22 protein-coding genes are annotated in these 24,823 nt (G+C 49.4%); 16 read left to right on the top strand and 6 right to left on the bottom strand.

All coding sequences use genetic code 11. The features are described from left to right. The first annotated feature begins 36 nt into the window (after positions 1–36). Positions 37–660 (top strand): phosphoribosylanthranilate isomerase, encoded by a 624-nt coding sequence (locus tag AB1757_21970; protein MEW6129722.1) that lies wholly within the window; start codon positions 37–39, stop codon positions 658–660. Positions 661–675: 15 nt separating this feature from the next. Here AB1757_21970 and AB1757_21965 read toward each other — a convergent pair whose 3' ends face one another. From AB1757_21965 to AB1757_21945, 5 genes are all read right to left on the bottom strand, one after another. Then, positions 676–2,343: a DUF5684 domain-containing protein gene (locus tag AB1757_21965; protein ID MEW6129721.1), complete on the bottom strand. Its 1,668-nt coding sequence runs from the start codon at positions 2,341–2,343 to the stop codon at positions 676–678. A gap of 64 nt (positions 2,344–2,407) precedes the next feature. Next, complete coding sequence (locus tag AB1757_21960) at positions 2,408–5,086, bottom strand: glycosyltransferase family 9 protein (GenBank protein MEW6129720.1); 2,679 nt, start codon at positions 5,084–5,086, stop codon at positions 2,408–2,410. A gap of 44 nt (positions 5,087–5,130) precedes the next feature. Then, positions 5,131–5,889 carry a hypothetical protein gene (locus AB1757_21955; GenBank protein ID MEW6129719.1) on the bottom strand — a complete coding sequence of 253 codons (759 nt, stop codon included), beginning with the start codon at positions 5,887–5,889 and terminating at the stop codon, positions 5,131–5,133. 35 nt (positions 5,890–5,924) lie between these two features. Continuing rightward, entirely contained in the window at positions 5,925–9,260 is a 3,336-nt protein-coding gene (locus tag AB1757_21950) for a zinc ribbon domain-containing protein (protein ID MEW6129718.1), read from the bottom strand. 17 nt (positions 9,261–9,277) lie between these two features. Beyond that, positions 9,278–10,195: a hypothetical protein gene (locus tag AB1757_21945; protein ID MEW6129717.1), complete on the bottom strand. Its 918-nt coding sequence runs from the start codon at positions 10,193–10,195 to the stop codon at positions 9,278–9,280. A gap of 295 nt (positions 10,196–10,490) precedes the next feature. On the opposite strand from AB1757_21945, the gene trpB reads away from it, so the two are divergent. The 12 genes from trpB (at position 10,491) to AB1757_21885 (ending at position 20,284) form a co-directional block, all read left to right on the top strand. Then, positions 10,491–11,696: a tryptophan synthase subunit beta gene (trpB, locus tag AB1757_21940; GenBank protein MEW6129716.1), complete on the top strand. Its 1,206-nt coding sequence runs from the start codon at positions 10,491–10,493 to the stop codon at positions 11,694–11,696. 175 nt (positions 11,697–11,871) lie between these two features. Next, positions 11,872–12,273 carry a nucleotidyltransferase domain-containing protein gene (locus AB1757_21935; protein MEW6129715.1) on the top strand — a complete coding sequence of 134 codons (402 nt, stop codon included), beginning with the start codon at positions 11,872–11,874 and terminating at the stop codon, positions 12,271–12,273. Next, positions 12,254–12,640 carry a HEPN domain-containing protein gene (locus tag AB1757_21930; protein MEW6129714.1) on the top strand — a complete coding sequence of 129 codons (387 nt, stop codon included), beginning with the start codon at positions 12,254–12,256 and terminating at the stop codon, positions 12,638–12,640. Before AB1757_21935 ends, AB1757_21930 begins: the two co-directional genes overlap by 20 nt. 31 nt (positions 12,641–12,671) lie before the next feature. Continuing rightward, positions 12,672–13,466: a tryptophan synthase subunit alpha gene (gene trpA / locus AB1757_21925; protein MEW6129713.1), complete on the top strand. Its 795-nt coding sequence runs from the start codon at positions 12,672–12,674 to the stop codon at positions 13,464–13,466. A gap of 1 nt (position 13,467) precedes the next feature. After that, positions 13,468–13,989, top strand: coding sequence for a GNAT family N-acetyltransferase (locus AB1757_21920; GenBank protein MEW6129712.1), 522 nt, complete (start codon positions 13,468–13,470; stop codon positions 13,987–13,989). A gap of 39 nt (positions 13,990–14,028) precedes the next feature. Continuing rightward, entirely contained in the window at positions 14,029–14,364 is a 336-nt protein-coding gene (gene pheA / locus AB1757_21915) for a chorismate mutase (protein MEW6129711.1), read from the top strand. After that, entirely contained in the window at positions 14,364–15,485 is a 1,122-nt protein-coding gene (locus tag AB1757_21910) for a prephenate dehydrogenase/arogenate dehydrogenase family protein (GenBank protein MEW6129710.1), read from the top strand. Before pheA ends, AB1757_21910 begins: the two co-directional genes overlap by 1 nt. Positions 15,486–15,558: 73 nt before the next feature. Then, positions 15,559–16,302: a metallophosphoesterase gene (locus AB1757_21905; protein MEW6129709.1), complete on the top strand. Its 744-nt coding sequence runs from the start codon at positions 15,559–15,561 to the stop codon at positions 16,300–16,302. Between the two features lie 15 nt (positions 16,303–16,317). After that, on the top strand, positions 16,318–16,956 hold the full coding sequence (locus AB1757_21900) for a hypothetical protein (GenBank protein ID MEW6129708.1): 639 nt from the start codon (positions 16,318–16,320) through the stop codon (positions 16,954–16,956). 112 nt (positions 16,957–17,068) lie between these two features. Beyond that, on the top strand, positions 17,069–18,646 hold the full coding sequence (locus tag AB1757_21895) for a hypothetical protein (GenBank protein MEW6129707.1): 1,578 nt from the start codon (positions 17,069–17,071) through the stop codon (positions 18,644–18,646). Between the two features lie 26 nt (positions 18,647–18,672). Then, positions 18,673–19,854, top strand: a complete 1,182-nt coding sequence (locus AB1757_21890; protein ID MEW6129706.1) for an acetyl-CoA C-acetyltransferase — start codon at positions 18,673–18,675, stop codon at positions 19,852–19,854. 97 nt (positions 19,855–19,951) lie between these two features. Further along, the gene (locus tag AB1757_21885; GenBank protein MEW6129705.1) at positions 19,952–20,284 is read left to right on the top strand and encodes a hypothetical protein; all 333 of its coding nucleotides are present in this window, start codon (positions 19,952–19,954) and stop codon (positions 20,282–20,284) included. A 62-nt stretch (positions 20,285–20,346) separates the two neighbouring features. Here AB1757_21885 and AB1757_21880 read toward each other — a convergent pair whose 3' ends face one another. Continuing rightward, positions 20,347–21,336 (bottom strand): hypothetical protein, encoded by a 990-nt coding sequence (locus AB1757_21880; GenBank protein ID MEW6129704.1) that lies wholly within the window; start codon positions 21,334–21,336, stop codon positions 20,347–20,349. 190 nt (positions 21,337–21,526) lie between these two features. Between AB1757_21880 and ruvA the strand changes: the two genes are divergently transcribed. From ruvA to AB1757_21865, 3 genes are all read left to right on the top strand, one after another. After that, on the top strand, positions 21,527–22,135 hold the full coding sequence (gene ruvA, locus AB1757_21875; GenBank protein ID MEW6129703.1) for a Holliday junction branch migration protein RuvA: 609 nt from the start codon (positions 21,527–21,529) through the stop codon (positions 22,133–22,135). Between the two features lie 99 nt (positions 22,136–22,234). Beyond that, positions 22,235–23,479 carry an ABC transporter permease gene (locus AB1757_21870; protein MEW6129702.1) on the top strand — a complete coding sequence of 415 codons (1,245 nt, stop codon included), beginning with the start codon at positions 22,235–22,237 and terminating at the stop codon, positions 23,477–23,479. 9 nt (positions 23,480–23,488) lie between these two features. Then, positions 23,489–24,808: an ABC transporter permease gene (locus tag AB1757_21865; protein MEW6129701.1), complete on the top strand. Its 1,320-nt coding sequence runs from the start codon at positions 23,489–23,491 to the stop codon at positions 24,806–24,808. Positions 24,809–24,823: the final 15 nt, after the last annotated feature.

Raw genomic sequence — 24,823 nt, 5'->3', positions numbered from 1 at the left:
CTTGATAATTGATGCGAATTGTTTGGCAAGAAACTGATGTCAAAGGTACGAGTTAAAATTTGCGGCATCCGAACTTTTGTCGAAGCCAGCGCGGCTGTTGAACAGGGCGCGGACGCGCTTGGCTTTAACTTCTGGACGAAGAGTCCGCGTTACCTTGCGCCCGATGAAGCGCGGAAAATCATTCATCGCTTGCCGCCGTTTGTCAGTTGTGTTGGCGTCTTTGTCAATGAATCCGCAGTGCGCATCAATCAAATCGTTGAGCAAACCGGCATCAATGCCGTGCAATTGCATGGTGATGAAACGCCCGAATTTATTGGTGATTTGTTGCCTGTAAAAATTATCAAAGCCTTTCGCGTCGGCGAAGATTTCGACATCAATGTACTGACCAGATTTTCCGCGAGCGCGTTTTTGTTAGACGCCAAAGTCAAAGGCGAATATGGCGGCACCGGCATGCGATTTGATTGGCGCATCGCTATTGAAGCGCAAAAAATCGCGCCGATTATTTTGGCAGGCGGTCTGACGAGTGCGAATGTCAGCGAAGCGATTCAATTCGTGCGCCCCTTCGCCGTTGATGTGTGCAGCGGCGTTGAGGCTGAACCCGGCAGAAAAGATTTACAGAAACTGCGCGAGTTTTTGAATAAAGTCAGGCAGTTCAGTTAATGCCATTTTCTAAATTCAAATCTGAAACCCACCCGCGAGCGCCAGTAATTTGTCATACGATGCAGCCGATGGGCTGGAGATGATGACAATGTAAGGACCTTTTTTGTAAAACAAAATTCGTTCGCCACTGTCTTCTGCCAGAAGCCCCTCTTCGTTACCGACTGACACCGAGCGCATGGCAGTCAAACCAATCGTCCAACGTAAAAACATCCAGGTATTCGAGGCTCTGCGAGCCGAAACAAAATCGCAGTTGATGACATTCCACTCTTTGCGCGCGCCATCAAGATACCGCGCCACCGTCATGCGTTCAGGCAAGATTATTCGCAATTGCGCTAACGCTTTTTGCGCTTCGGCATCGCTTTTACCCACACCCGATTCAACCTCATTCATGGCGCGGTCAAAATCTTCGGATGTAAAGGTATTGACTTCTTGCAGCGCCAAATCTGCGGGCGGTCTTGCCGGAAGCGTCCATAATGAACTTTTAACTTCCGGGTAATCATTCAATCCTTCGCCATTGCCGACGTTGCGCGCCAAACGGTCGGCGGTTTCCTGCAAGGCAGGATTGGGCGAATAAATAATAATCACGATGTTTCCGGCTTGTTTCGACAACACATAAACCACGGTTTGCGCATTGCGTATGCGCGAGCCTGAATAGATGTCACCGTCGGGGCTGTTGACTTTGACGCCGGTTCGGTCGCCGCGCATCGTCCCGCTCACGGTATCGGCGATTTCATTGCCAAAATCCGCCGGCGCATCCAGAACATGCACGTAAACGCTATCGCTGGTTGACGCCGTTGCCGTTCCCGATTTGGCATTTGCGGAAGTGGTCGCAACTTGGGTTTGCGGACGATAAGTTGCCGAAGTCATAGCTCCGGCTTTTCGCGTAATCGCAGTTTTATCAACCCCCGGCGGCAACCATTCTTTCGGTGTCTTTACGGTTGTTGAGCCGCCTTGTTGTCCGAAATTTTGCGTCACCACCGCAGTCGGTTTAGCCTGGGCGGTGGTTGCGGTGTCCACGGGAAACTCGCTCATGGTGCCTTCAGCGCGTTGCGGCAGTTGCGGTTGTTGCCGATTGGGCGGGGTGTAGGGAATTTCGCGAAACAGGAAAAACCAGGCGACGACGCCGATGATGAGTAAGGCGACTGCGCCCACCGCTAAACCGACAAGCGCGGTATTGCCGCTTGCAGCTCGCGCAGGCGCAGCAGTCATCGGCACAGGGTTGCCGCACTCACCGCAAAAAGTTTCCGACGGTTCAAGCGTCGCTTGGCAATGAGGACAACGCGGCGGCGCGGTCGGGGCGTTCGGGTCTCTGGCTTCACCCGATGCCAGGTATGCCGGAACAAACAGGTTGACTACGGGCAAGAGAATTAAGGCTCCTATCCAGGAAGGCTTGCCGCGCACCTCTGCAATCGACATCCAGACAATTGCAAACGCAAAGATATTGACCAGCGGAATCAACATCAACAACACCAATGCGCCTGAACGCCTGGCGATTTGACACATCAAAATCAGATTGAGTACGGGAAACCAGGCGAAGGCAGCATTCGGCGTGTGGCTTTTGCGCGCAATAATCATCAGCGTGATGCTGAAGTACAGATAAAAAATTAAACCGAATATGAAGAAGATAGCTAAAGAGCCAAGCAAAGCTTGTAAAGGGCTGGCATCAGGCGCAGTCGGTTGCATAGTTGCCTCCTGTGAAAAAAATGAATGACTTTTTGCGGTCAGGCTTTTCAATCATCCGCGATGGTCAATCACCCACCATCCCGAATCTTTGAACGGTGAAGTCGGCATCAACGACATTCAACAGGTGCCCGCAGAAACCGCAAAACAAATCATCTTGATCAACTGCTGCTGCGCAATTCGGGCACCTGTGAGCTTTCCAGGTTTTTTCAAAATCATGACGGGCAGGCGATTGGGGTTTTAAGTTTTCCTTGCCCTCGTACATTAAATAATTTTCAACCGCGCGAATCACATCTTCGGCGGTAATCATGTTCAGACATTCAGGCAGTTTGCGCCCGCTATTCAAGGTCACCGGTCTTACACATAGACTGTGGTCTTTTTCGTCGCCGTCATTTAACGGTTCAACGCGACTTTTCCAACAGCCGCCGTTATCGCAACAGGGCAACGCGCCCATCGTGTGCAGATATTGATGGTGCGGATAGGCTTCCCATTGTGAAGGTTCCCGACCTCCGGCAATCACCACGCAGGGGCGATTGGGCGGGCGTCCGGGTTTGCTTTCAACCGCTGCCGCAAGGTGCATGAACATGGTCACCGGACAAATCACCCCATCGGCGTGATACATCAATCTGACGATTTGTCGCAAATCGGTTTTCCCCACCAAATCAAGCGCGCCTCTCAGCTTGGGATGAAAATGCCCACCTTCACCACATTGAACAAAGCGCAGACGACCTTGAAAATAATCAACCACCTGTTGAGCGCGCTCAATGTCCCACCATTTCGCTGTGTAATCCCATTTGCCGCCGCTCACGATTATCCAGAAACGCGCGCCTAATCCTGCGCTTTCCTCGACCTGCGACATCCAGCTTTTTTCTAATGCCGATAAATGAATATCGCCTTTGAAGGCGTGCGGTTCAATGTTCACGCCAAGCTGTTCCTGTAAATACAAGCGAAATCCATGAATGAAGTGATACGGGAGTTGATTGGATTGATGAATGAGCGGGTATTCGCATTGAATCAATTCCACTTCCGGGTCGCTTTCGTCAAGCGGCGCGAGGTAAGGATTATTTTCCCAAAGCGCCGAGCAGGAGGTTCTGACATCGGTGATAAATTTATCGGGGTGCGTCAGATGCAAATCGCGGACAGCCGCCGTTAAAGTGATGATGTCGCCGGGACTCAGGTGGGTTTTCAATAGCAGTTTTCGTTTAGATTGCGTGGAGTGAATGATGGCTTTTCTCTGCAAAATCGTTTGATAGCCGGAATAACTGATTTCCCAACCATTGGCTAAGAGAAAGGGAACAGCGCGCGCCCCTTTGCCGGTAAATTCGCGGTTTCGATAAACCGTATCATCGAAAATAATGATGGATTGTTGATGCAGATGCCTTAACGCCGCCTGCGTTTCATCCAATGCGTGCTGATGAGAATTGGGATTTTCGGTGTCGAGGCTATCAAGTAACAACACATCAATCGGCTGGTTGAAATTTTTAAGAAAGCTTACTGAATCCGCGCATTCAAGGCGCGCGCAGGTCATCTCATCGGTTGCTTTGCGCGCAAATTCGCAATACTCAGGATTGATGTCAACGGAAATCAACTGTCCACCGGCGCGTTGCAAATAAGCGCCGAAAAGATAGGTGCTGTAACCGGCTCCCCGCCAGTCTTCGGCGGCGCGAATGCAACCGGTTTCAACAATCAACGGATTGGCGAATCGTTCGCTAAGCAATCGCAACAATTTGTCATAGCTTGTGTGACGGTCAACATAGCGGCTGAGTCCGTTACCATATCCGCGTTCCCAGTCTGATACGAATTGCTGCAATTGAACATCGGCGGCAATAAGGCGTTCGCTTAAATAGCGCGGTTTGCCAAGCATTTTGATGGCGTTTTCGGCAATGAAATCGGTAGTCACCGCATCGCCTTCGCAATGAACGATGTTATAAGCGAGGCGCGCTTTTTGATTCCATTCAATGGTGCTGTTGCGCGGCACGATGGCTAATTGATTATCGCGCGGCAGGGTAATGCGCGCCGGATAATGATAGGTGTGCGGAAAGATTCCGATAGCGGGCGTTTTAGTATAACGCGCCAGATGCAGGGGACCGCTGTCGATGCCGATGAGCAAATCAGCCTCTTCGATAAGCGCAATCAGGGTGGGAACATCAATCCATTTCCAATCATCGGTGAGGTGTCGGACGCGAAAGCTCGCCAGCCTTGGCACGCGATTATCCCAATCTAACAGCACTAATGTTCCGTCAAAACGATCCAAAAGTTTTTGATAGAGTTCAAGGGTTAAATCGGGAGAGAGGCTTTTGCTCTCTTGAAACGAATTGCCGATGGTGTGAAGCAGGATAATCGGGCGCGGCAAGGCGGCAAGAAATTTTCTAACTTCTTGCCAAACCGTTTCGCCAATCAAGGGAAAGATGTCGAGTTTGACGTCGCAGAACTCTTGCCATAAATCTTTAGGCGAACCGATGTCCGGCATCGGGGCTTTGCCGAGGTTGCTGGCGGCTTTATTGCAGATGTAATAATTGCCCGCTGTGAGTGTGCCGACCGGGCTTGATTCATCCCAGGAGACCTGCGGCGCACCGTTTCTTTCGTGAGTGATGTTGATGCCGCAAGGCTCGAATAATAGTCTTTTGTCGGGATTGCAGGACAGCAGAATGTCATACCCGCGTCGGACATAGAGCGGCAATTGATGCGCGAAATAGGTACAATCGCCGAGTCCGTGTCCGAAATGAATGTTAATTATCTTGCCCATGAGCATCCTGCAAAGCGGATTGAGTTGATGGGATACCAACCTGTTCAAACGTCGGTTAATTTGTAAAATGGTATAAACGGCGGCGCGGGATACAGCGCATCGGTATTCACAAGCAATCGCTTCTCGACTTCGTCATACCAGCCGACAATTTCTGTTGCGTAATCTTTCGGCGATAAATCATTTCGTTTGCGTGCCGTTGCGATTTCGATAATTTTTGCGATGTCTTCGGCTCGGTCAGCCGATTGCAGGCATGCCAACGCCAACAACTTCACCAACGAGCCTTGATAGGCGGATACGGCGGCAGAAAGAAAGGCGCGATTTAAAAAGAAATCAACGCTTTCTGTAATGACGCGAATGACGGTCTCTCTTAGTTCCGGGAAATCTGCTGCGGCAAGTAGGTAATACAGGAAGACCGCTTTTTGCGCTTCAAACGGCAGACCGGATAATTTGGCTGAATTTAAGACCTCGGTTGCCGCCTCTGCGATGAGCAGGTTTGAAGGAGAGCGAAACGCAGTTTGTATGCTGATTTCATCCAGCCGGGTCATGATGGGACTTCTTCTTTCAGCTTTGTCACATTCCAAGGCGACGCGATATTGCCAGAGAATTAATTGTCGGCTGCCGGATAATTTATACATCTCCTCGTGTGGCGTGAGGTTTCGTCCGATGGCGAAGAACAGACCTAAAGGAACAGCGGTGGTGTTCAACCATTCCCAGAAATTGGCATCCGCCGTATATTTATCTATGAAGGCTCTAACGCGCTCGACCTCCAACGCTTGAGTGGCTTCTTCCCGATAGTCAGGCATGTTTACTCCTTTACTCAAAGCTCAAGATTGCAATCTCAGATTGCCGGCTCAAACACGTTATTCCGCAGAAGTCCGGTTATTTCATTTATCGAAGCATGGGTTTTCGGGTGCGCTCGTCCATAAGAGGTTCGGTTATACATATCAACTTTATCGTTGTAGGCTTTTAACATCTCCTGCTTCATTTCGTCCTCGGTCATTTCCTGTAAACCCAGCCCGGTGTATTTTCCATTGCCCAGGTAGATGGCATTCTCGCCCTGCCACGCGCCGACGTCTTTGCCGAAAGCCTTTCTAAAATCTTCCGAGTGATAATCCGGGTGTCCTTTAATATAGCACCAGTCACCGGGTTCCAATGGCGCACTGGGGTCTTTGGTGTTGAAGAAATTGAAAACCGGGCTTTGGGTTGATACTTCCATGCCGTTCTTGAAAAGAGCATTGAATTTGTCCGCACCGATGGTATCTAAAATGGCTTTGTAATAAATGGCTGATATTGCCGAAAGGCATTCCATCTTACTGCCGGAGCCATTGCGGAAAATCGCTTCAATGGCATCACTGGGTTTGACGCCGGGTTTTAATGTCCAATTCACCCACCCTTGATTGTCCCAAAAATTCGGGTCTAAGTGCCCGTCATAACCGATGGTCTGGTTCGCCCGATTCATGGCATTGATAATGTTGCGGCGCAACTCATCCTCACTGATAGGACTTTCAGATGATGCAGCGGAAGATGATGAAGATTCGCTTGAAGCGGATGGGCTGGAACTTTCTGAACTCGAACCAGCCGATGAACTGTATGACGCTGAACTCTCCGAAGATGAACTTTCGGATGAAGCACTTTCCGACGATGAAGCGGATGATTCCGAACTTGAACTCTCTGAAGATGAACTCGAAGACTGTATCTCTGAAGATGAACTTTCCGATGAAGAACTTTCCGAAGCTGAACTCAAAGATGAAGAACTTTCGGATGATAGAGAACTCGATTCTGAAGAAGACGGGCTTGGCGAAAGCGATGAACTGGAAGGCTCCGCGGATGGGCTTGCTGATGAAGACGGCGGCGCGGGTATCGCATCGCCCCTACGCCATGACCAGGTGACGGTGTTGCTGCGTATGCCATCTCGCCCGATGATGTGATACTTGAAAACCACCGGTTGACCTTTGCCCAGATAATAGCTCCAACGGGTATGCACGGTTGAACTGAAAATGGTTTTCGGGTCGATCTGCTCATGGTCGGACATATTGCCGCCGGTATAGGAATCCCCTGAGAAAAATACATCATCGCCGGTGTTATTGATGTAGGGCATGGTGATGTCAAAGGTGTAATAAACCGTCGGTCCCCACACCGGATCATCATATCCCCTCTCTATACGAGTGGGGATAACGGTCATGCTGATTATCCAGAGCAAGGGACCGGAACTTGAACTTTCGCTCGCTGCCGGTGAAGAACTCTCCGATAAACTTGATGCCGAACTCTCCCACGAACCAGAGGTTGAAGAATCTGATGATACGACGGAACTATCAGATGACGAACTGCTCACATCGGATGATGAAAGGCTGCTGTCGGAAGTTGAGCTGAGACTCGAAGACAAACTGTCTGATGAGGAACTGAGACTCGATGACAAACTATCTGATGAAGAACTCAAACTGCTTGATGATGAAAGCCCCGACGAGCTTAAAGCTGATGAATCGGAACTCAAGGAATCGGATGACCCGCTTGACAGCGACTCGGATGAAGCCATCCCGGAAGGACTGATACTCGACTGCCAGGAAGGACTCATTGATGAAGCATCGGAGGCTTGAGAACTTGCGTAATAAGAAGGCTCTCGGCTCTTGTCACCCGGCGGCTCTTCGTTGACCTCCGGAGGGATGGCGTTGCCAATGGCGGTGCCCAGTCCGGTTGGCACGCCGCCAAGCCCGGCGCTTTGACCGGCTAAGTTTGCTCCGCCTTGATTGATAATATTCGTTGGGTCTGAGGCAATTTCCGATAAGCCGCCGTCATCTGCAAGCCCCAGTTTAGCCAGCAACAGATACCAGCCGATGCTGATGAAGAGAGGAATCAAGGTTGATGCGGCAAATTTAAGCGGTGGGGCTTTGGTTTTTGAACGGCTCGCTCGAATGTATGAAAACGCCATCGAGCCAATCATCCATAGAACCGATGCCAGCGGAAAATAGATTGAACTGGTGGTGGGAATCAACAGACTCGCCAGCGGATTGGCGGCGACATCATCGAAACCGCCGCTTAGACCGACCGCCAGAAAATGGATGATCGCGCCGATGAGAAAGCCGCGCACGAAGGCTTTAAATCGCGCTTTAATAATTCTGAAAGGAAGCAACAATAGCCCTGCGACGGAAAAGCGTCCGTGTTTATCGAATATGCCGGAATTGGTTTTAATAAAACGGCTGAGGCTTTCAAAAAAAGTGGTGATGAAATTTTTGCCCGGTCTAGCGGTTTGCGGGGCGCTTTGAAAATCAACCTTGAATACCGCAGTTTTGGACAATTTATCGTAATAGGTTTGTTTGGCAGCGCCAAAAATCGAAAGGCTGGCAAAAAACGAAATGATTCCGGGTAATAACAAAAGCCAGCGCACCGGGTCAGGCGCTTGGAGTTGCCCAAGTAAAGTAATCAGCAGATTGCATAGACAAATAATGCCGACCTTTAATTGCCAACGACGCTTCAAGGCGTCATGGGTAACTTCAAAGGGCGGCAAGTGCGCGCCGGTCGCCGATGGATAAAGGTTTGCAGTGGAGTTGTCAGCGCCTTCCGCGCCCAAAACCATCAAACCCAGCAGGCGTTTGCCTATGGTGTAGCCAAATAACACCTCGATGAAATAATAAGCGCCAATAATGACCGGGGAAATCCATAAAAGCCCTGTCGCCAAAGTGAGAGCGAAAACCAGAACCGTAGTAATCACTCCATCAATGATTGCCGCAACAAACCTTAAAGGAAAACCTTCGCGTTGAATAACCCTGCCCGAAGGTTTGATTTTAAACTCCGGTTGCTCAACGGGCGCGCCCGGTTGAATATGCGGGACGGGTTGCTTACCAAATTGTTGCTGTCCGAGATGGCTTTGTGCAGGGAAAGGTTGAGGTGTTGGTGAAGCATATGGCTGGGGCACAGAATAACCGGGCGGCGCAACGATTAATGTCGGTTCACCGCAGCGCGTACAAAATCTGGTATTGGCTTTTAAAGGCGCGCCGCATTTTATACAAAAAGCCTGTGGCAGATTGCCGGGCGCAGACGTTTGGTCAGGCGGTCTGGTCGGTTGAGCATCAACGAACTTTTCCTGTGGCGCGATGGGTGGCGCAACCGGCAAGCCACATTTCGTGCAGAACTTTTTATTGGGTTTGAGTGGAGCGCCACAACGCGCACAATTAGCCACCGGATTTCTCCTTTGGACTATTTGTTAATTTCAACCGGTTCGACAATGATAAAACTGCTTCTCGTCATCGCATCGGTTTCAATAAAGATTTGATAAATGCCCGTCTTCTCAAATCGCATCGGCACAACTTGCTCGCTTTCGACCTGCATCGTTTGGTTGGTCTGTTTGACGCGCACGGAAATCGCGTCGCTTTGCGAATTATCAATTTTTATCTGCTCATGGTTTTCTATACGAAGCCAGTCGGGATTTAGCGCCTTGCCCTCGACGCGAAAGGTTTGCGGTTGCACCCGCGCATCGCGTTCGCGCATTGAGGGCGCAGTCAGCAACCAAAGCGCCGCCATCGCCGTTGCCATTGAAAGGCTCGCCAGCAAAACATACCGGTACTGATTGGTAAAATTCCAGGTTTTTTCCGGCTTTTGTATCATCAAACCCAAAGGCAACCCGTAAGCCAGGTGTCCTAAGTAGGCGATGGCGATTGCCTGATAATTTCCCGACAGGTGAAAAATAGTTGCAAACGGAGAAAGGATGGCGATGGTTTCCAGTAAACCTGCCCAGATGATTGCATAAACAAAATGGCGACCCGGACTCAGCAAAGCATACATGATGCCGAAGGTGATGCCGTTCGAGAAATGATATGACCAACCGACCAGTTCGGTCAGGCGTGAAGATGTGGCGCTATCTAACAACCAAATTCCATAGGCGCTGATGGGCGCAAAAATCCGTTGCCCCGAAAATGTGAACGGCACACGCGCCAGGTCGTAAGCAATGGTTCCGGCAAGCCCACCTAAAAAGCCGATGATTAAATCTCTGCTTAGTTGTGACTGTCCTGATTTGATTGCCCAAATCCAGAAGGTGAGTAAGACGACCATGCCGGGCAACATCAAATAAAGGGTTACGGTTTTCATTGACGCGATGCCGTATACTTTAGCCAGCAATGCGCCTCCCGAAGGGATACATAAAAAGATACAGATAGTTCTTGACCAAAAAGTTTGCCGAACGTCGGGTGAGAAAAACGATTGTGCAAAATTGCAAGCCCACATAATAAGATTGTCAATGAAACGGCTGTTTATCGTGTTGCTGTGAATTCCACTTTCGGACTTCTATGCTATAATCCAGCCTTCGTTTTGCAGGTGATGACAGGCTGTTAAATAGCAGGCGAGTTATATCACTGTTCTTAAAAAAAAGTAACGAAATTTTGACGAAATTAATCAAAAAGCGCAGTAATAAAGCATGAATAATTATCACTTACCGGATGCAGGCGGTCATTTTGGGCAATACGGCGGGCGCTTTGTCCCGGAAACCTTGATGCAGCCGCTCGAAGCGTTGACCGTAGCTTATGAAGCGGCAAAACAGGACACCGGGTTTCAGGCGGAATTCAACAATCTGCTTTCTAAGTTTGTCGGCAGAGCGACGCCGTTAATGTTTGCCGAACGCTTAACCAACTATCTCGGCGGCGCGAAAATTTATCTCAAACGCGAAGACCTCTGTCACACCGGCGCGCATAAAATCAACAACGCTATTGGACAGGCGTTACTGGCGCGGCGCATGAACAAACCGCGCATCATTGCCGAAACCGGCGCGGGACAACATGGCGTGGCGACGGCGACCGTGTGCGCATTGATGAATCTGCAATGTGTGGTTTATATGGGCACCGAAGATATGCGCCGTCAGGAGTTGAATGTTTTTCGCATGCGACTGCTCGGTGCGGATGTCGTCGGCGTTGATGCGGGCAGCCGGACATTGAAAGACGCCATCAATGAAGCGTTGCGCGATTGGGTTACGAATGTCGGGGATACCTATTATTTATTAGGTTCAGCCCTGGGTCCGCACCCTTACCCGATGATGGTCAGGGATTTTCAATCGGTGATTGGACGCGAAGCGCGCGAACAGATTTTGCAAGCCGAAGGGCGATTGCCTGATTTATTGATTGCCTGCGTCGGTGGCGGCAGCAATGCCATCGGGCTGTTTTACGAATTCATTAAAGATGAAGATGTGAGAATGCTCGGCGTCGAGGCGGGCGGACGCGAAATCAAACTGGGCGAACACGCGGCGCGTTTCAGCGGCGGAAAACCCGGCGTGTTGCAAGGGACGCGCAGTTATATTTTGCAGGATGAGGCGGGACAAATCGCGCTGACGCATTCGATTTCCGCAGGACTGGATTATTCGGCAATCGGGCCCGAACACGCTTACCTGCATGACGCTGAACGCATCGCTTATACTTCGGCAAATGATGAAGAGGCATTAGCGGCGTTTCAACTTCTGGCGAAACTCGAAGGCATCATTCCGGCGCTGGAAAGCGCCCACGCCGTAGCCGAAGTGATTAAGACCGCGCCTAAGATGAAGCGCGATGAAATCATCGTTGTCAATCTTTCGGGGCGCGGCGATAAAGATGTCAATACCGTGATGCCACTATTGGAAGAAGGGGAGAAAGGGTGAAGGGGAGAAGGGGAGTGGAAGGCGTTTTAACAAATTCCCGCTCCAATCAAACGATGACACGAATCGAAGCCAGATTTGCAGCGTTGAAAAAAGCGAAACGCCAGGCGTTTATTCCTTAATAGCACGGCAAACAACGTAAAAGCCAAAATGACTGATTGACAATGGAGTGATTCCAATGAGCCGCCAGTTGAACCGAAATTATCGCACTGCCGAATTACCTGATGAATCTGTAATAGGAATCAGTTTGGGTCAACGTCGCAAACAAATTCAAGCGGTTTGCCAAGCTATCGTCAACAAATTTAAGCCTGAAAAAATCGTCCTGTTTGGTTCGTTTGCTTATGGTAAACCGACGCTTGATTCGGATGTTGATTTGTTAATTGTGATGCCGTTTGAAGGAAGCCCGTTTCGCCAGGCGTCTGAGTTACTCTCGCACATCATTAACACGGTAGGAATCTTGCCTCTGGATTTGCTGGTGCGAACTACAGAACAAATTTCCGAGAGATTACAGATAGGCGACCGGTTTATTCGAGAAATCCTTGAGCGTGGAAAGGTGATGTATGAAAAAGACCACGCTTGAATGGATAAACAAGGCAGAAGAGGATTGGCACGTTGCCAATATGAGCTATCGCGCCCGTAAACATCCAAGCTATGACGCGGCGGTTTTTCATGCTCAACAATGTGCCGAAAAATATCTGAAAGCCGGATTGGAAGAAGCTGGAATTCCTTTTGGAAGAACCCATGATTTATTGGTTTTGCATCAACTGATTTTACCTTCGGAGCCAAATTGGGTAGTCTTGCAACCATTTTTGATTTACCTTAATCCATTTGCTGTTGCCTATCGCTATCCGGGAATTACAGCCACTAAATCTGATGCAAAAGACGCAATTAAAAATTGTAAGCAAGTGCGAATGGTGATTCGGATTAATTTCAGATTGCCAGTTTAATTTTTTAAATGTTGTATTGAGACGTTAGAAAATGAGCAGAATTAAAACAAGATTTGCAGCGTTGAAAAAAGCGAAACGCCAGGCGTTTATTCCTTATATCACGGCGGGCGATCCGAATCTCGAAGCGACAGAAAAAATCATTCTCGAACTCGCGAAAACCGGCGCGGATATTATCGAACTCGGGGTGCCGTTTTCCGACCCGATGGCGGATGGAGTGGTGATTCAACGGGCTTCGGAGCGCGCCTTGTTGAATCAAGTGAGCGTGCGCGATTGTCTCAACCTAGTCAAACGCATTCGCCGGCATTGCGATGTGCCGATTGTGCTCTTCAGCTATTTGAACCCGTTGTTATCACTGGACAATATGGGTAAGGAATTAAGTGAAGCCGAAGTTGATGGGGTGTTGATAACCGACCTCGTGCCCGAAGAAGCCGGTGAATACATCAAACAGATGCGTGAAGCCAACATTGATACGATATTTTTGGTCGCGCCGACGAGCACCGATGCCCGCTTGAAATTAATCGCTGACGTTTGCACCGGGTTTGTCTATGCGGTATCGCGAACCGGAGTCACGGGGGTGCAACAGAGTTTATCGGAGTCGGCGGCAAGTCTGGTGGGGCGTGTGCGACGTTTTACGGATTTGCCGGTTGCCGTAGGATTTGGCGTTTCAACTCCCGAACAAGTTGCCGAAGTCTGGCAACACGCCGATGCCGCGGTGGTCGGCAGTCGCCTTGTCGCCGAAATCGAAAAATATGGACACCATGAATCGTTGATTGAAAAAGTTGGCGAGCTAACTCAGCGGTTGGTTTCTCTGAGAGGTGTGCAGTAGGATGGCGATTTCCGAATATACCATTCGCCTGGCGGAACTTGATGAAGTGATGCGGATGCCGGAAATCGAATGTGCGGCGGCAAAACTTTTTCGCGAGACGCCTTATGATTATCTGGTCGATAGCGAACCCCATTCGCTTGAGTTTTATAAGGCGCGACAACAGGAAAATCTTTTATGGGTAGTTGTCGATTGCGAGAATCATCCGGTAGGGTTTGCGGCGGTGCGAATTTTAGACGATGAAGTTTACCTGCACGAATTGGATGTCGTTCCCGAACACGGCAGAAAAGGGTTGGGAACAAGGTTGATTTTTGCAGTTGGTGATTGGGCAAACTCAGCAGGGTTTTCGGCGATTACTTTATCGACATTTATGGATGTCGCGTGGAATGCGCCGTTTTATGAAAAACTGGGTTTCAGAATTCTTGGTGATGATGAATTGACGGAACCGTTCAAAACAATTCGTCGCGAAGAAGCCGAAAACCAATTGCCACTTGATAAGCGCGTGCTGATGCGCTGGAATTTTTAAAGCGAAGTTTTGATTTTACCGAAATGATTGAGGGTTGAATTGGACATCAGTGATTGGCGTGACGAAATCGATAGACTTGATGAAGAGTTGGTCAAACTCCTGAACCGGCGCTCGCAATGTGCGCTGGAAATCGGACGTATCAAACACGAATTGGGAATCCCGGTCTATTCACCGACCCGCGAAGCTGAAGTGATTCGCCACGTCACCGGCATTAATCCGGGACCGCTTGATGGCGGCGCCATTCGTCGCCTCTTTGAACGCATCATTGACGAATCGCGAACCCTTGAACGCATCACCATGGAACGCGAAAAAGATGAGCCGCATTTGCCGGAATTGAACGCGAATGCAATAAACGAAGCGGAAGAGGAAAAGTAATGATTGTGGTTATGGAAGAGACCGCCACAGAAGCGCAGGTCTCTCAGGTTTTGGAAAAAATTATTGAACTGGGTTTCGATATTTATCGCACCACCGGCGCGCGTTATACGATTCTGGGGGCGGTCGGTTCGCGGGAAGTCAGAGCCTCGGATGTGGAAACCCTTGAAGTTTTACCGGGCGTCAAAGATATCGTCAGGATCAGCGGACCTTCGGTAAAAAAAATCAAACGCGCTGTGAAATCGCCGACTCAAACTCAACCTGAGAGTTTATTTAAACAGGTCACGATTTTCGGTGTAGGCTTGATCGGCGGCTCATTTGCGCTGGCGTTGAGACAAGCGGGACTGGCGGAAAAGATTTTCGGTTGCGGCGATAAAAAATTTTTAGAACCTGCGCTGACGCATCACGTAATAGATGGCGTTGATGACGCCTTTGAAAAGGGCGAGGTGAGCGATGCCGACTTGATTTATCTGGCGGCTCCGGTCAGCGCGATTATTGATTTTATTAAGGAAAAGGGGCAATTGATTAAACCCGGAACTTTGGTGACGGATGCCGGAAGCGCCAAACGCGACATTTGCAAAATCGCCAATGAGTGTTTGCCTGACGGGGTGCAATTTATTGGCGGGCATCCGATGGCGGGTTCGCACCGCGTAGGCGTCGAATTTGCCAGTGCGGATTTATTTAAACATGCGCCTTATGTGATGGTTGCCGATAACCAGCGCCCGCCATCAAAAGAAGCCTTAGAAAACATCAAACGGGTGGTTCAAACAATCGGCGGTCGTTCGATACTTTTAACGGCTGAACAGCATGATGAAATGGTCGCGCGCATTTCGCATGCGCCGCAGTTGCTGTCGATTGCTGTGGCGCTGGCGGTTGAAAAATCGCAAGGGAAAGCCGCACTCACCATTGCCGGAAGAGGCTTTGCCGATATGTCGAGACTGGCGCAAAGCAGTTGGTCTGTATGGGAAGACATCGTTGAAGCGAACACGGATTATATTGCTTCTGCACTTGCAGAGGTTATAATCGAACTGCAAGCGATTCAGAAAAGTGTCGAAACCAAAGACCTCTCGCAATTGCAGAAAGCTTTTCAAGCAGCTAACGATTTCTTGCTTGAAGCCCCCTAAATGGTTCAGGGTTTGATTAGCACTGGAAACAGTGATTTACTGTTTCGTGAGTGATGGTTCAAGGTGGAGTGAGATGGCAACATTTGTGATTGGCGATATACACGGAAGACTGGATTTACTTGATCAACTCATCCGCGATGTCCCCTGGGATTTAAAAAAAGATAAAATTATTTTTCTCGGCGATTTGATTGACCGGGGAATAAGTTCGCCGGGCGTTGTCGGTCGCGTGATCGAACTTTGTGAAGCCAATCCCCAGGTTGTGGTTTTACGCGGAAACCATGAACAGATGATGCTCGATTGCCTGGAATACGGCGAATTGCAATGGTTGATTCCCGAAAATGGCGGACAGATTACCCTGGCTTCGTATGGCATCAATTTATCGGAAATCGAAGACATTTCGGACATCAAAATTCCTCAGGAACATATTGATTTCTGTAACAGCCTGCCGTTTTATCATGAAGACGAGCAGGCGATTTATGTTCATGCGGGACTGGTGCCGGGCGAGCATCCGTCGATGATTGATTCCGATGTCTTGATATGGACGCGCGACATGGATTTTTTCAGGAACTATCACGGCAAACTCTGTTTTTTCGGTCACACGCCGACGCATTACCTGCCAAAAGACGGGCGACGAAAATTTGGCATTTATATTCACGGCAGTTGTGTGGGCATTGACACCAGCGGCTTTGAAAACAGCCCGCTCTCCTGCATCAATGTTGAATCCTTTGCGCTCTATCAAGCCTACCCATCAGGCATCACCGAAGTCGAACGGTTGCGCGCCTTAAAACCCGCTGCCATGTCGCTTGCCGCAGACTGATGGGTTTAACGTTCTATGCGAATCGCCCTCCTGTCATTGTTGGTTATTTTTTTACTCCTGCTATCCTCCTGTTCAAGCCCGCTGCTTGATGAGCGATTTTACGATAACAATTTAGACAATTGGCAAGTCATCGAAGACCCCGATACGGTCGAAATTCCCGCGAATTGGCGGGTCGAAAAAGATGGCTGGTTGCACCAGCGCAGCAACATCTGGGGCAAGCGCGGCGATTTTCTCGGTCGCTGGTACGGCACATTTATAGTTGCGGGCGACACCGATTGGACAGACTATCGCTTGGCAGTAACGGCAAAGCCCGAAGATGATGACGGCTTCGGTGTGGTCGTTCGCTTTAAAGATGAGAGCCATTTTTATCGATTGTTTTTTCTCGATGATACCCTGAGCGGCGGTCCCTTGATGCGATTAGACAAGCGCGAAGGCGCGGATTACACTGAGCTTTGGTCAGATAAAAAAGGCTACGACCGGGGCAAAGAAATTTTTATTGAAGTAGAAGCCACCGGCGATATCATTCGCGCCTTCAAAGATGGCAAACTTTTATGCGAAGTGCGTGACCAGTCATATAAGCAAGGAAAAATCGGGCTTTTCTGTTATTCGCAAAGTCATCAGTTATTCGATAACGTGCGGGTAACCTCCAAATAATTCGATGTGTTTGGAGTCATTATGTTATATGCACCTTGACCGGTAAATCATCTTTCCACAAAAATGCTAGTCAAATTTTAGGCTTCCTAATTTTCTTCGCGGAGGTATAGGAGTGAAAAACAAAGTTCTGCTTGTTCTTCCAGTTGTCGTATTTCTTTCGTCAGTTACGTTGGCTCAAAAAAGCGAAATTCGCATTGTTAAAAAGGTGACCTCAGCGGAAGCTTTTCCCGGTCAGTTACTGCAACTCTATGTTGATGGCATCAGTAGTAATCCGATGACCTTGATTCCCAGCGAACGTTTTCAAGTGGTCGTCACGCAAGAAGGCGTAAGTTATCAAGCAAAGGTTCGCTCTGCGGCTGCGACGATGCTCAATATGAAAGTTCTGCAACAGAGGAATTCATCGGCTGAGAAAACTTCTGAGCCGAATAAGGAAACTCTTCCTGCCGAATTGGCAACTTTTCAGGGAGTTTTATTCACCGTGCCGCAAGGTCTCAGAGAAGGTGAGGCGACGGCGGTGGTGATTTATCGTGATAAACGCAGCGATGAATTTCAATTTAAAGTGGTCAATAAACCATTAACTCCGAAGATTTGGTTTGCTGTGAAAACAGTTGAAATTCCTCAGAACCTTCCGACCAACAAATTGCCCGGCAAAACGCCTCCAAAACCGATTTTTGAACGAGGGCAGGAAGAAGAAATTAACCTTACGCCACTCGTTGATCCTGAAACCCCTGATTCAGCCGTTCTGGTCACTTTCAAACAAAGCGCAATCAAACGTGAAGTATTTGCCAGAGTTGAACGCAATGATCCGAAATTTATAGATGATAGACAGATGAATTTTGGAGCGCCACGATATATCGTAACCGTAACCACGCCGCTTGATTTGCTTCCGGGTGAAGCCGAAATGGAAGTGCGATTACGTGCGCATGGTTTTGTCAGCGAACCGGATTCGGTAAAAATAGAGGTTGCTGATTTTACCAAAGCCGAAGTCTTAAAGCCGGTCATCATGTCCTTGAGTCAATCCCGAATCGGGGTCGGTCAATCGGTAATGGTGTTTGTTAATGATATTAAAAGATTGGTTCCAAACCCTATGGAAACTCGAATCATCCTTGAGCAAAATTCTCAACGTATCGTGTTGAAGCCTGAAAGAAATTCGGCGGAGTTTATGCCAGGTCAGGATGTATCGCTACCGGTTTTTTTAGTCATAAGAATAGGAAAGGAATTGATCGGCAATGTCACCTTGAGAGTTTTTAATCCGGCGCGTGGAGAACAGGCTGGTTTGAGTGACAGCATTCCTCTGGAAATCGTTAATGAAGTGGTGCCGCCCACGCTTAAAAAAGTGAACGAAGCGACTAATCAGGATTTATCGCCGTTACGCATGATGCGACAAATGGCGATTGATGCGGGGCGTGATTTCCCTGAATACAACCCGAATGCTCGTTATGTCACAATAACTGCATTTGGACTCGATTTTGACCCGAACAATCTCCGCATACGCTTTATTCAGGGAGGAAAAGAATTCACTCTGAAGTTTGCAGATTATTCTGTCAGTTTGAACGAGATGTTCATTGTTCGATTGCCGGATGAAATCATTCCCGGATTGGTTCAGGTTGCTATTCAAAATAAAGCTGACGGACGATGGAGCGAAGCCGTTACCAAAGAGTTTGAAGTTACCAAACCAAATCGGAAGTAATCATATTTTTAAATCATGGGGTTGATATGTCAAAAGCAGTGATACTTGGTGCAGCGCGAACCGCCATCGGTGGATTTGGCGGGTCGTTAAAAGATGTTCCGGTTACTGAACTGGGACGTCTTGTCATTAATGCCGCGATTGAACGCGCGGGAATTGAACGTGGTCAGGTTCAGGAAGTGATTCTGGGAAATGTGTTGCAAGCCGGTAACGGCATGAACTCGGCGCGTCAGGCGGCGCTTGCCGCTGGGCTTTCAGCAACGGTTCCGGCATTTGCGGTCAACAAAGTTTGCGGGTCGGGACTCAAAGCCGTCGCGCTTGCGGCGCAAGCCATCAATGCCGGTGATGCCGATTTAATCGTTGCCGGTGGCATGGAATCCATGAGTCGCGCGCCTTATTTGCTGGCAAATGCGCGTTGGGGCTATCGCATGGGCAATGGCGAACTCATCGATTATATGGTTGCCGAAGGTTTGACCTGCGCGATGGAACATTGTCACATGGGGATTACCGCAGAAAATATCGTTGAACAATTTGGCGTGAGCCGCGAAGCGCAGGATGCGTTCTCTGCGGAAAGTCAACAGCGCGCCCTTGCGGCAATTGGCGATGGCAAATTCAAAGATGAAATCGTCCCGGTGATGCTGGCGCAAAAGAAAGGCGACCCCGTCGCCTTTCAAACCGATGAACGCCCGCGCGCCGCAACCACGGCGGAATCGTTAGCCAAACTCAAACCGGCATTCAAACGCGATGGCGGGTCAGTGACCGCTGGCAATGCTTCGGGCATCAATGACGGGGCAGCAGCGTTGGTGGTTGCAAGTGACAGGCAAGCCGCGCAATCCGGGGTTGCGCCGATAGCGCGCATTGTCGCGTATGCTTCGGCAGGGGTTGAGCCGAGAATTATGGGCATGGGTCCGGTTCCCGCCATTCGTCGGGCGTTGGAAAAAGCCAATCTCAATTTGAGCGATATTGATTTGTTTGAACTCAACGAAGCGTTTGCGGCGCAAAGCCTCGCGGTGGTCAGCGAACTTGGACTCGATTCGGCGAAGGTGAATGTCAATGGCGGCGCGATTGCGCTCGGTCATCCGATTGGCGCAAGCGGCGCGCGAATTCTTGTAACCTTGCTTTATGAGATGCAACGACGCGACGCGAAACGCGGGCTGGCGGCGCTATGTATCGGCGGCGGTCAAGGCATCGCGATGATTGTTGAACGGTAGGTATGAATTTGCATGGGCGGTCAAAAACTGCTCAACGAAAATTTTTGCGTTGAGCAGTGGTTTGTGAGCGTCAGTTGTAGGGTGAGTTTTAAAACCTATGAGCGAAGAATCTGAAACTGCAAAAGTCGGCATCGGGCAAAACGCGCCGGTGATTATCTATCTCCATTCACCGAGAGAAAAGCTCTGGGGATTGGTTCAGGAAATCAATCAAGCGGGCGTGTATATGCGCGGCATTGATTTGAACACCTTTGATGATTGGACGCGAATGCTGGCGCGGGGTGAACGAAACATCGGACTCACGCAACTCTTCTTCCCGATGTGGCGCGTGGAAAGAATTACGCTTGATGAGCGGGTGGATGATATTCCGTCGCTTGCCGAACGCTTTCAGGAAAATGTCGGGTTGAGTATCGAAGACTATTTCTCGAAGTAAACAGATGCCGCAATGCGTTAACCGAAACCAGAATGGTTAAAGCGTTGCGGCATTGGTGTATTTTAAGGGAGGTGAGAAAAAATTTCCGGGTCAAGTTTAACCGAATAATTCAATTGATTGATGGTGATTTCCTGAACGAATTTGCCATCCTGATACATCACGCGCCGCGATGGAACCAGGGTATTTTGTACGACTCTGAATGGCGTATAAAAATATGAAATGCGGTATTTCACGGGCGGTTGTCCCTCGGTTAAGGCAACCGTGTATTCGGCGTGAACCACGCGATAGGTTTTGGCGCTTATCCAATAAGTGGTTTTTGAGCCATCCTTGGAAGTCATTTCCAGCACATTGCATTCAACCCCGACGACGGTTTCCGGTTTTTTCAATTCCAGTGTTGAACCATCCTCTTTATACCGCAGCAATGCAGCGAATTCATGTGTGAGTTGGGCTTTGAATGCGGCTTCGGCTTCGGGGCGCGGATTGATGTATTGAGCATTTTGTGCTGACCAGACCGACGCGCCATTATAAGCGATGACATATTTAACCGAACTTGCCGCGCCCTGGCGTTGCGCCGAATCGGGAGTGGTCAAATCCAAATCAACCCGTAATAAATCATCAGTGGATTTTTCGCGCATAGTTTGCCGCAGCAGATATGTGCCGGTGATGTCGCCCTGGTCGGTTGCCAGGCGAATGGTGCCCTCTTCCTGAATGTTGGCGCGCGCGGCTTTGAGCGCAGGGCGCGTTCCATAAGCGATAATCACAAACTCGGCGACGGCTTCTGCCGGCGTGATTTGCGGGGCAGCCTCTTTCTCTTTCTTTCCGGTTTTTTCGACCTCTTTCGGAGACGCGATTTTCGTCGTGTCTTTCTTCAATTCCTCTTGCAGCTTTTTCTTATCTTCGGGCTGCTTTTTTTCTTGTTCAACCGGTTTCTTTTCTTCCTGAGCCGCGACCCAAGCGAAGTGCGGCATCAAAGTAAAAACCAATAACCAACTGGTAATTGCCAAGCTGCGACGAAAAACGGACGGAAGAAAGGTTCGCAAAGATTCAAACAAGGTAAATGTTCCTCCTACGGATAACCTATTCATATGTTCTGGCAGTCGTGATTTTTATGATTAGAATCAAGGGGAATTCTAGCACACGTTAATCGCCTGTCACACCTGAAAGTATGCCCAATGACTTCGTTGACAGTCCATCAAAGGCTTGCGTAAACTCAGGCAAAAAGCAGCAGGAGGAAAATAGCAATTGATCGCACAACTGACCGGAAAACTCGCCTCGAAACAGCCCAACAATGCCATCATCGATGTCGGGGGCGTGGGCTATGAAGTCACCATTCCGATTACCACCTTTTATGTTCTCGGAGAAATCGGTTCGGAAGTCACTTTAAAAATTCATACACACGTTCGCGAAGATGCGTTGTTGCTTTACGGATTTGCCACGGCTCGCGATAAGGAACTTTTTCTGAAATTGGTGAGTGTGAGCGGCATCGGTCCCAAAGTCGCCATCACCATGCTTTCAGGAATGCAAGCGCCGGAACTCATCACTGCGATTCAAAAAAATGACCTCGGACGACTGACCACGATTCCCGGTGTCGGTCGTAAAACTGCCGAACGAGTGGTGGTTGAATTGCGTGATAAGCTCGGCAAAATCACGCTTGCCGAAGAAGAGCTTGCCGCAATGCCCGAATCGACGGTTGCCGATTTGACGATTCAGGAAGATACGGTTGCCGCTTTGATTGCGCTTGGCTACCCGAAACCACTGGCTGAAAAAGCCGTGTCATCAGCGATGCGCGAAGATGGCGAGATGACGATTCAGGCGGTACTCAAACGGTCACTCAAACGCCTGTCGCGTTAAGTGGATTTCTTGATTACAAAAAATAATTAAACATTCTTCCGGCGCTTGCCGTACAGCGAGGTGTCTATAACTAAATCCAGAAATTAAGGGAAGCAGTCAATGAAGAGTTTTTACTCTTTTTACACAGATGCGACGAAAATCGCCCTGCAATCAATCTTTGCTCATAAACTCAGAGCCTTTTTAACCCTCATCGGCATTATTATCGGAGTGGCATCTGTGGTGGTCGTCGGCGCGGCAATCAGCGGACTCAAAACCTATGTGCTCGATAAAGTATCAAAAGTGCTCGGCGCGAACCATTTTATGATTGCCCGCATGGTGACGCATGGCAGAGTGAGTGATGACGAGTGGGAACGCATGGACAAGCGCAACAAGCGACTCACCTTTGAAGATTTTGAGTGGCTACAACAGCAATGCACGTTTTGCGCGGCGGTTGGCGCGCAAGTCAATGATCGCGTCGATTTGAAAATCAACGGTCAGGAATTGTTCGGCACGCAGGTCGCCGGGGTCACGGCGAACATGGGTGAAATCGAAGACAAAACCGTCGTCGAGGGACGCTTTCTCGTTCCCCACGAAATTGACCACGCCTCTTACGTTGTGGTGATTGGTTATGATTTGAAGGATAAATTTTTTGAGGGCACCGACCCGATTGGTAAGGAACTGAAAGTTCGCGACATTCCCTTGACGGTTGTCGGCGTCGAAGAAAAACGCGGTTCGATGTTCGGACAATCGCTCGATAATCACCTCTATATTCCGATTACCACTTTTGGCAGACTATTCGGCAGGCGGCAAAGTTTACAACTCCACGGCAAAGCCGAAAATCGCGAATCGTTTGAAAAGACCATCGAACAGGCGCGCGTTGCCCTGAGAAATTATCATAAGTTAAAAGGCAACGAAGATGATGATTTCGGATTGGTGAATGTCGAGCAATTTACTGAAACTGCCGATCAATTCACCGGCGCAATCGCCATTGTGATTACGCCGATTACCATGATTTCACTGCTGGTGGGCGGCATTGTCGTAATGAACATTATGCTGGTGAGCGTTACCGAGCGCACCTTTGAAATCGGACTTCGCAAAGCTCTGGGTGCAACCCGCAATCAAATCCTGACGCAGTTTATGATTGAATCCTCGCTGCTCACCTCGTTTGGCGGGGTGTTGGGATTACTCCTGGCATCCGGGATTTCATCACTCATCAGTTCAACTACTCCGATGACCATGACGATTACCGTGTTCTATATCGCGTTGTCATTGGGGGTTTCAACCATCATCGGATTGATTGCCGGAATTTACCCGGCTTTCAAAGCGGCAAAGTTAGACCCCATCAAAGCATTGACCAAAAATTAAGAGGCAAACGTGGCAAGCAATTCATTCACACCGAGAGAAACTTTATACGCCAATGCCGTACAGGAATCATCAAGACTGAGCATCACTTCGATTATCCCCAAAGACACCATATTGATGGCGATTGATAACATCCGCGCCAATAAATTCCGCAGTTTTCTTACGGTGCTGGGCGTGGTTATTGGCGTGGTGGTGGTGATTGTGGTGGCGTCGCTACTCACCGGGATGCGTTCAAGCATCGTGAAATACATCGAAGAATACGGGACGAATAATATTTACGCCTTTCATTTATCGACAGGCATTCAGGCGGGGCCACGTGACCGCAGCGAATGGGCGCGCAAACCTTTGAAACTGGAAGATGCGCAAGCCATCCTCGAACAAGCCGATGCGGTTGAGGATGTTTCTGCCGAGTTATTCATCTGGCAAATTGATCGCACCCTCAACTACAAAGGCACAACCTTTAAACAGGGGCGTCTTTCGGGGGTCTCTCCTAATTTCGCGACCACGTCAAATATCAGCCTCAGTGAAGGGCGGTTCATCAATGAAATCGACGACCAACATCGTCGCGAAGTCATGGTGATTGGTGTGGACGCGGCAGAAGCCTTGTTTCCCAACCGCAGCCGCATCACCGGCGAAAAGGTGATGATGGCGGGAAGCGAATTTGAAATCATTGGCGTGTTGGAAAAACGCAAGAGCGGGATGTTTGGCGAGAGCGAAGAAGACGGGGCGATTTACATCCCTTTGCGAACCGCGCAAAAGCTATCGCCGCGCAGCGAGTTTTTATTTCTGATGATTCGCGCCAAAAGCGGGCAAATTTATACGGCGCTCGATCAGGTCGAAGGCATTCTGAGAAAACAGCGCGGCGTCAAATATAACGACCCGAATAATTTCGATTTGAATACGGCTGATCGCATCATTCAGCAATTCGACAATATCACGCAAGTTGTCGGCTTGATTGCCATCGCCATTTCAAGCGTCGGGTTGCTGGTGGGCGGCATCGGCGTGATGAACATTATGCTCGTAAGCGTCACCGAACGAACCGCAGAAATCGGTGTGCGTAAAGCCATCGGCGCAAGACGCGGCGATATCGTCTGGCAATTTTTACTCGAAGCCATGACCCTCACCTTTTTCGGCGGCATTGTCGGTGTGGTTTTAGCGGTTATCGTCAGTCAAATTATCATCGTCATTTTTCCTACCTTGCCCGCTTCGATTCCGCTCTGGGCGGTGGTTGCCGGGATGGTGGTTTCGGTTTTGGTGGGGCTGATTTTCGGGGTTTTGCCCGCCAGAAAAGCCTCGCGGTTAGACCCGATAGAATGTTTACGTTACGAATAAAATTTTATCTCAATC

This window comes from Acidobacteriota bacterium (assembly GCA_040754075.1).
GTDB lineage: Bacteria > Acidobacteriota > Blastocatellia > UBA7656 > UBA7656 > JBFMDH01.
Note: the sequence above shows the minus strand (reverse complement) of the source record. Positions and strands in the feature narration are given on the sequence as shown.

Excerpts from the sequence above, each read along its gene's own strand:
- AB1757_21970 (MEW6129722.1), top strand. The coding sequence starts at position 37 with ATGTCAAAGGTACGAGTTAAAATTTGCGGCATCCGAACTTTTGTCGAA.
- AB1757_21965 (MEW6129721.1), bottom strand. The coding sequence starts at position 2,343 with ATGCAACCGACTGCGCCTGATGCCAGCCCTTTACAAGCTTTGCTTGGC.
- AB1757_21960 (MEW6129720.1), bottom strand. The coding sequence starts at position 5,086 with ATGGGCAAGATAATTAACATTCATTTCGGACACGGACTCGGCGATTGT.
- AB1757_21955 (MEW6129719.1), bottom strand. The coding sequence starts at position 5,889 with ATGCCTGACTATCGGGAAGAAGCCACTCAAGCGTTGGAGGTCGAGCGC.
- trpB (MEW6129716.1), top strand. The coding sequence starts at position 10,491 with ATGAATAATTATCACTTACCGGATGCAGGCGGTCATTTTGGGCAATAC.
- AB1757_21935 (MEW6129715.1), top strand. The coding sequence starts at position 11,872 with ATGAGCCGCCAGTTGAACCGAAATTATCGCACTGCCGAATTACCTGAT.
- AB1757_21930 (MEW6129714.1), top strand. The coding sequence starts at position 12,254 with ATGAAAAAGACCACGCTTGAATGGATAAACAAGGCAGAAGAGGATTGG.
- trpA (MEW6129713.1), top strand. The coding sequence starts at position 12,672 with ATGAGCAGAATTAAAACAAGATTTGCAGCGTTGAAAAAAGCGAAACGC.
- AB1757_21920 (MEW6129712.1), top strand. The coding sequence starts at position 13,468 with ATGGCGATTTCCGAATATACCATTCGCCTGGCGGAACTTGATGAAGTG.
- AB1757_21910 (MEW6129710.1), top strand. The coding sequence starts at position 14,364 with ATGATTGTGGTTATGGAAGAGACCGCCACAGAAGCGCAGGTCTCTCAG.
- AB1757_21905 (MEW6129709.1), top strand. The coding sequence starts at position 15,559 with ATGGCAACATTTGTGATTGGCGATATACACGGAAGACTGGATTTACTT.
- AB1757_21900 (MEW6129708.1), top strand. The coding sequence starts at position 16,318 with ATGCGAATCGCCCTCCTGTCATTGTTGGTTATTTTTTTACTCCTGCTA.
- AB1757_21890 (MEW6129706.1), top strand. The coding sequence starts at position 18,673 with ATGTCAAAAGCAGTGATACTTGGTGCAGCGCGAACCGCCATCGGTGGA.
- AB1757_21885 (MEW6129705.1), top strand. The coding sequence starts at position 19,952 with ATGAGCGAAGAATCTGAAACTGCAAAAGTCGGCATCGGGCAAAACGCG.
- AB1757_21870 (MEW6129702.1), top strand. The coding sequence starts at position 22,235 with ATGAAGAGTTTTTACTCTTTTTACACAGATGCGACGAAAATCGCCCTG.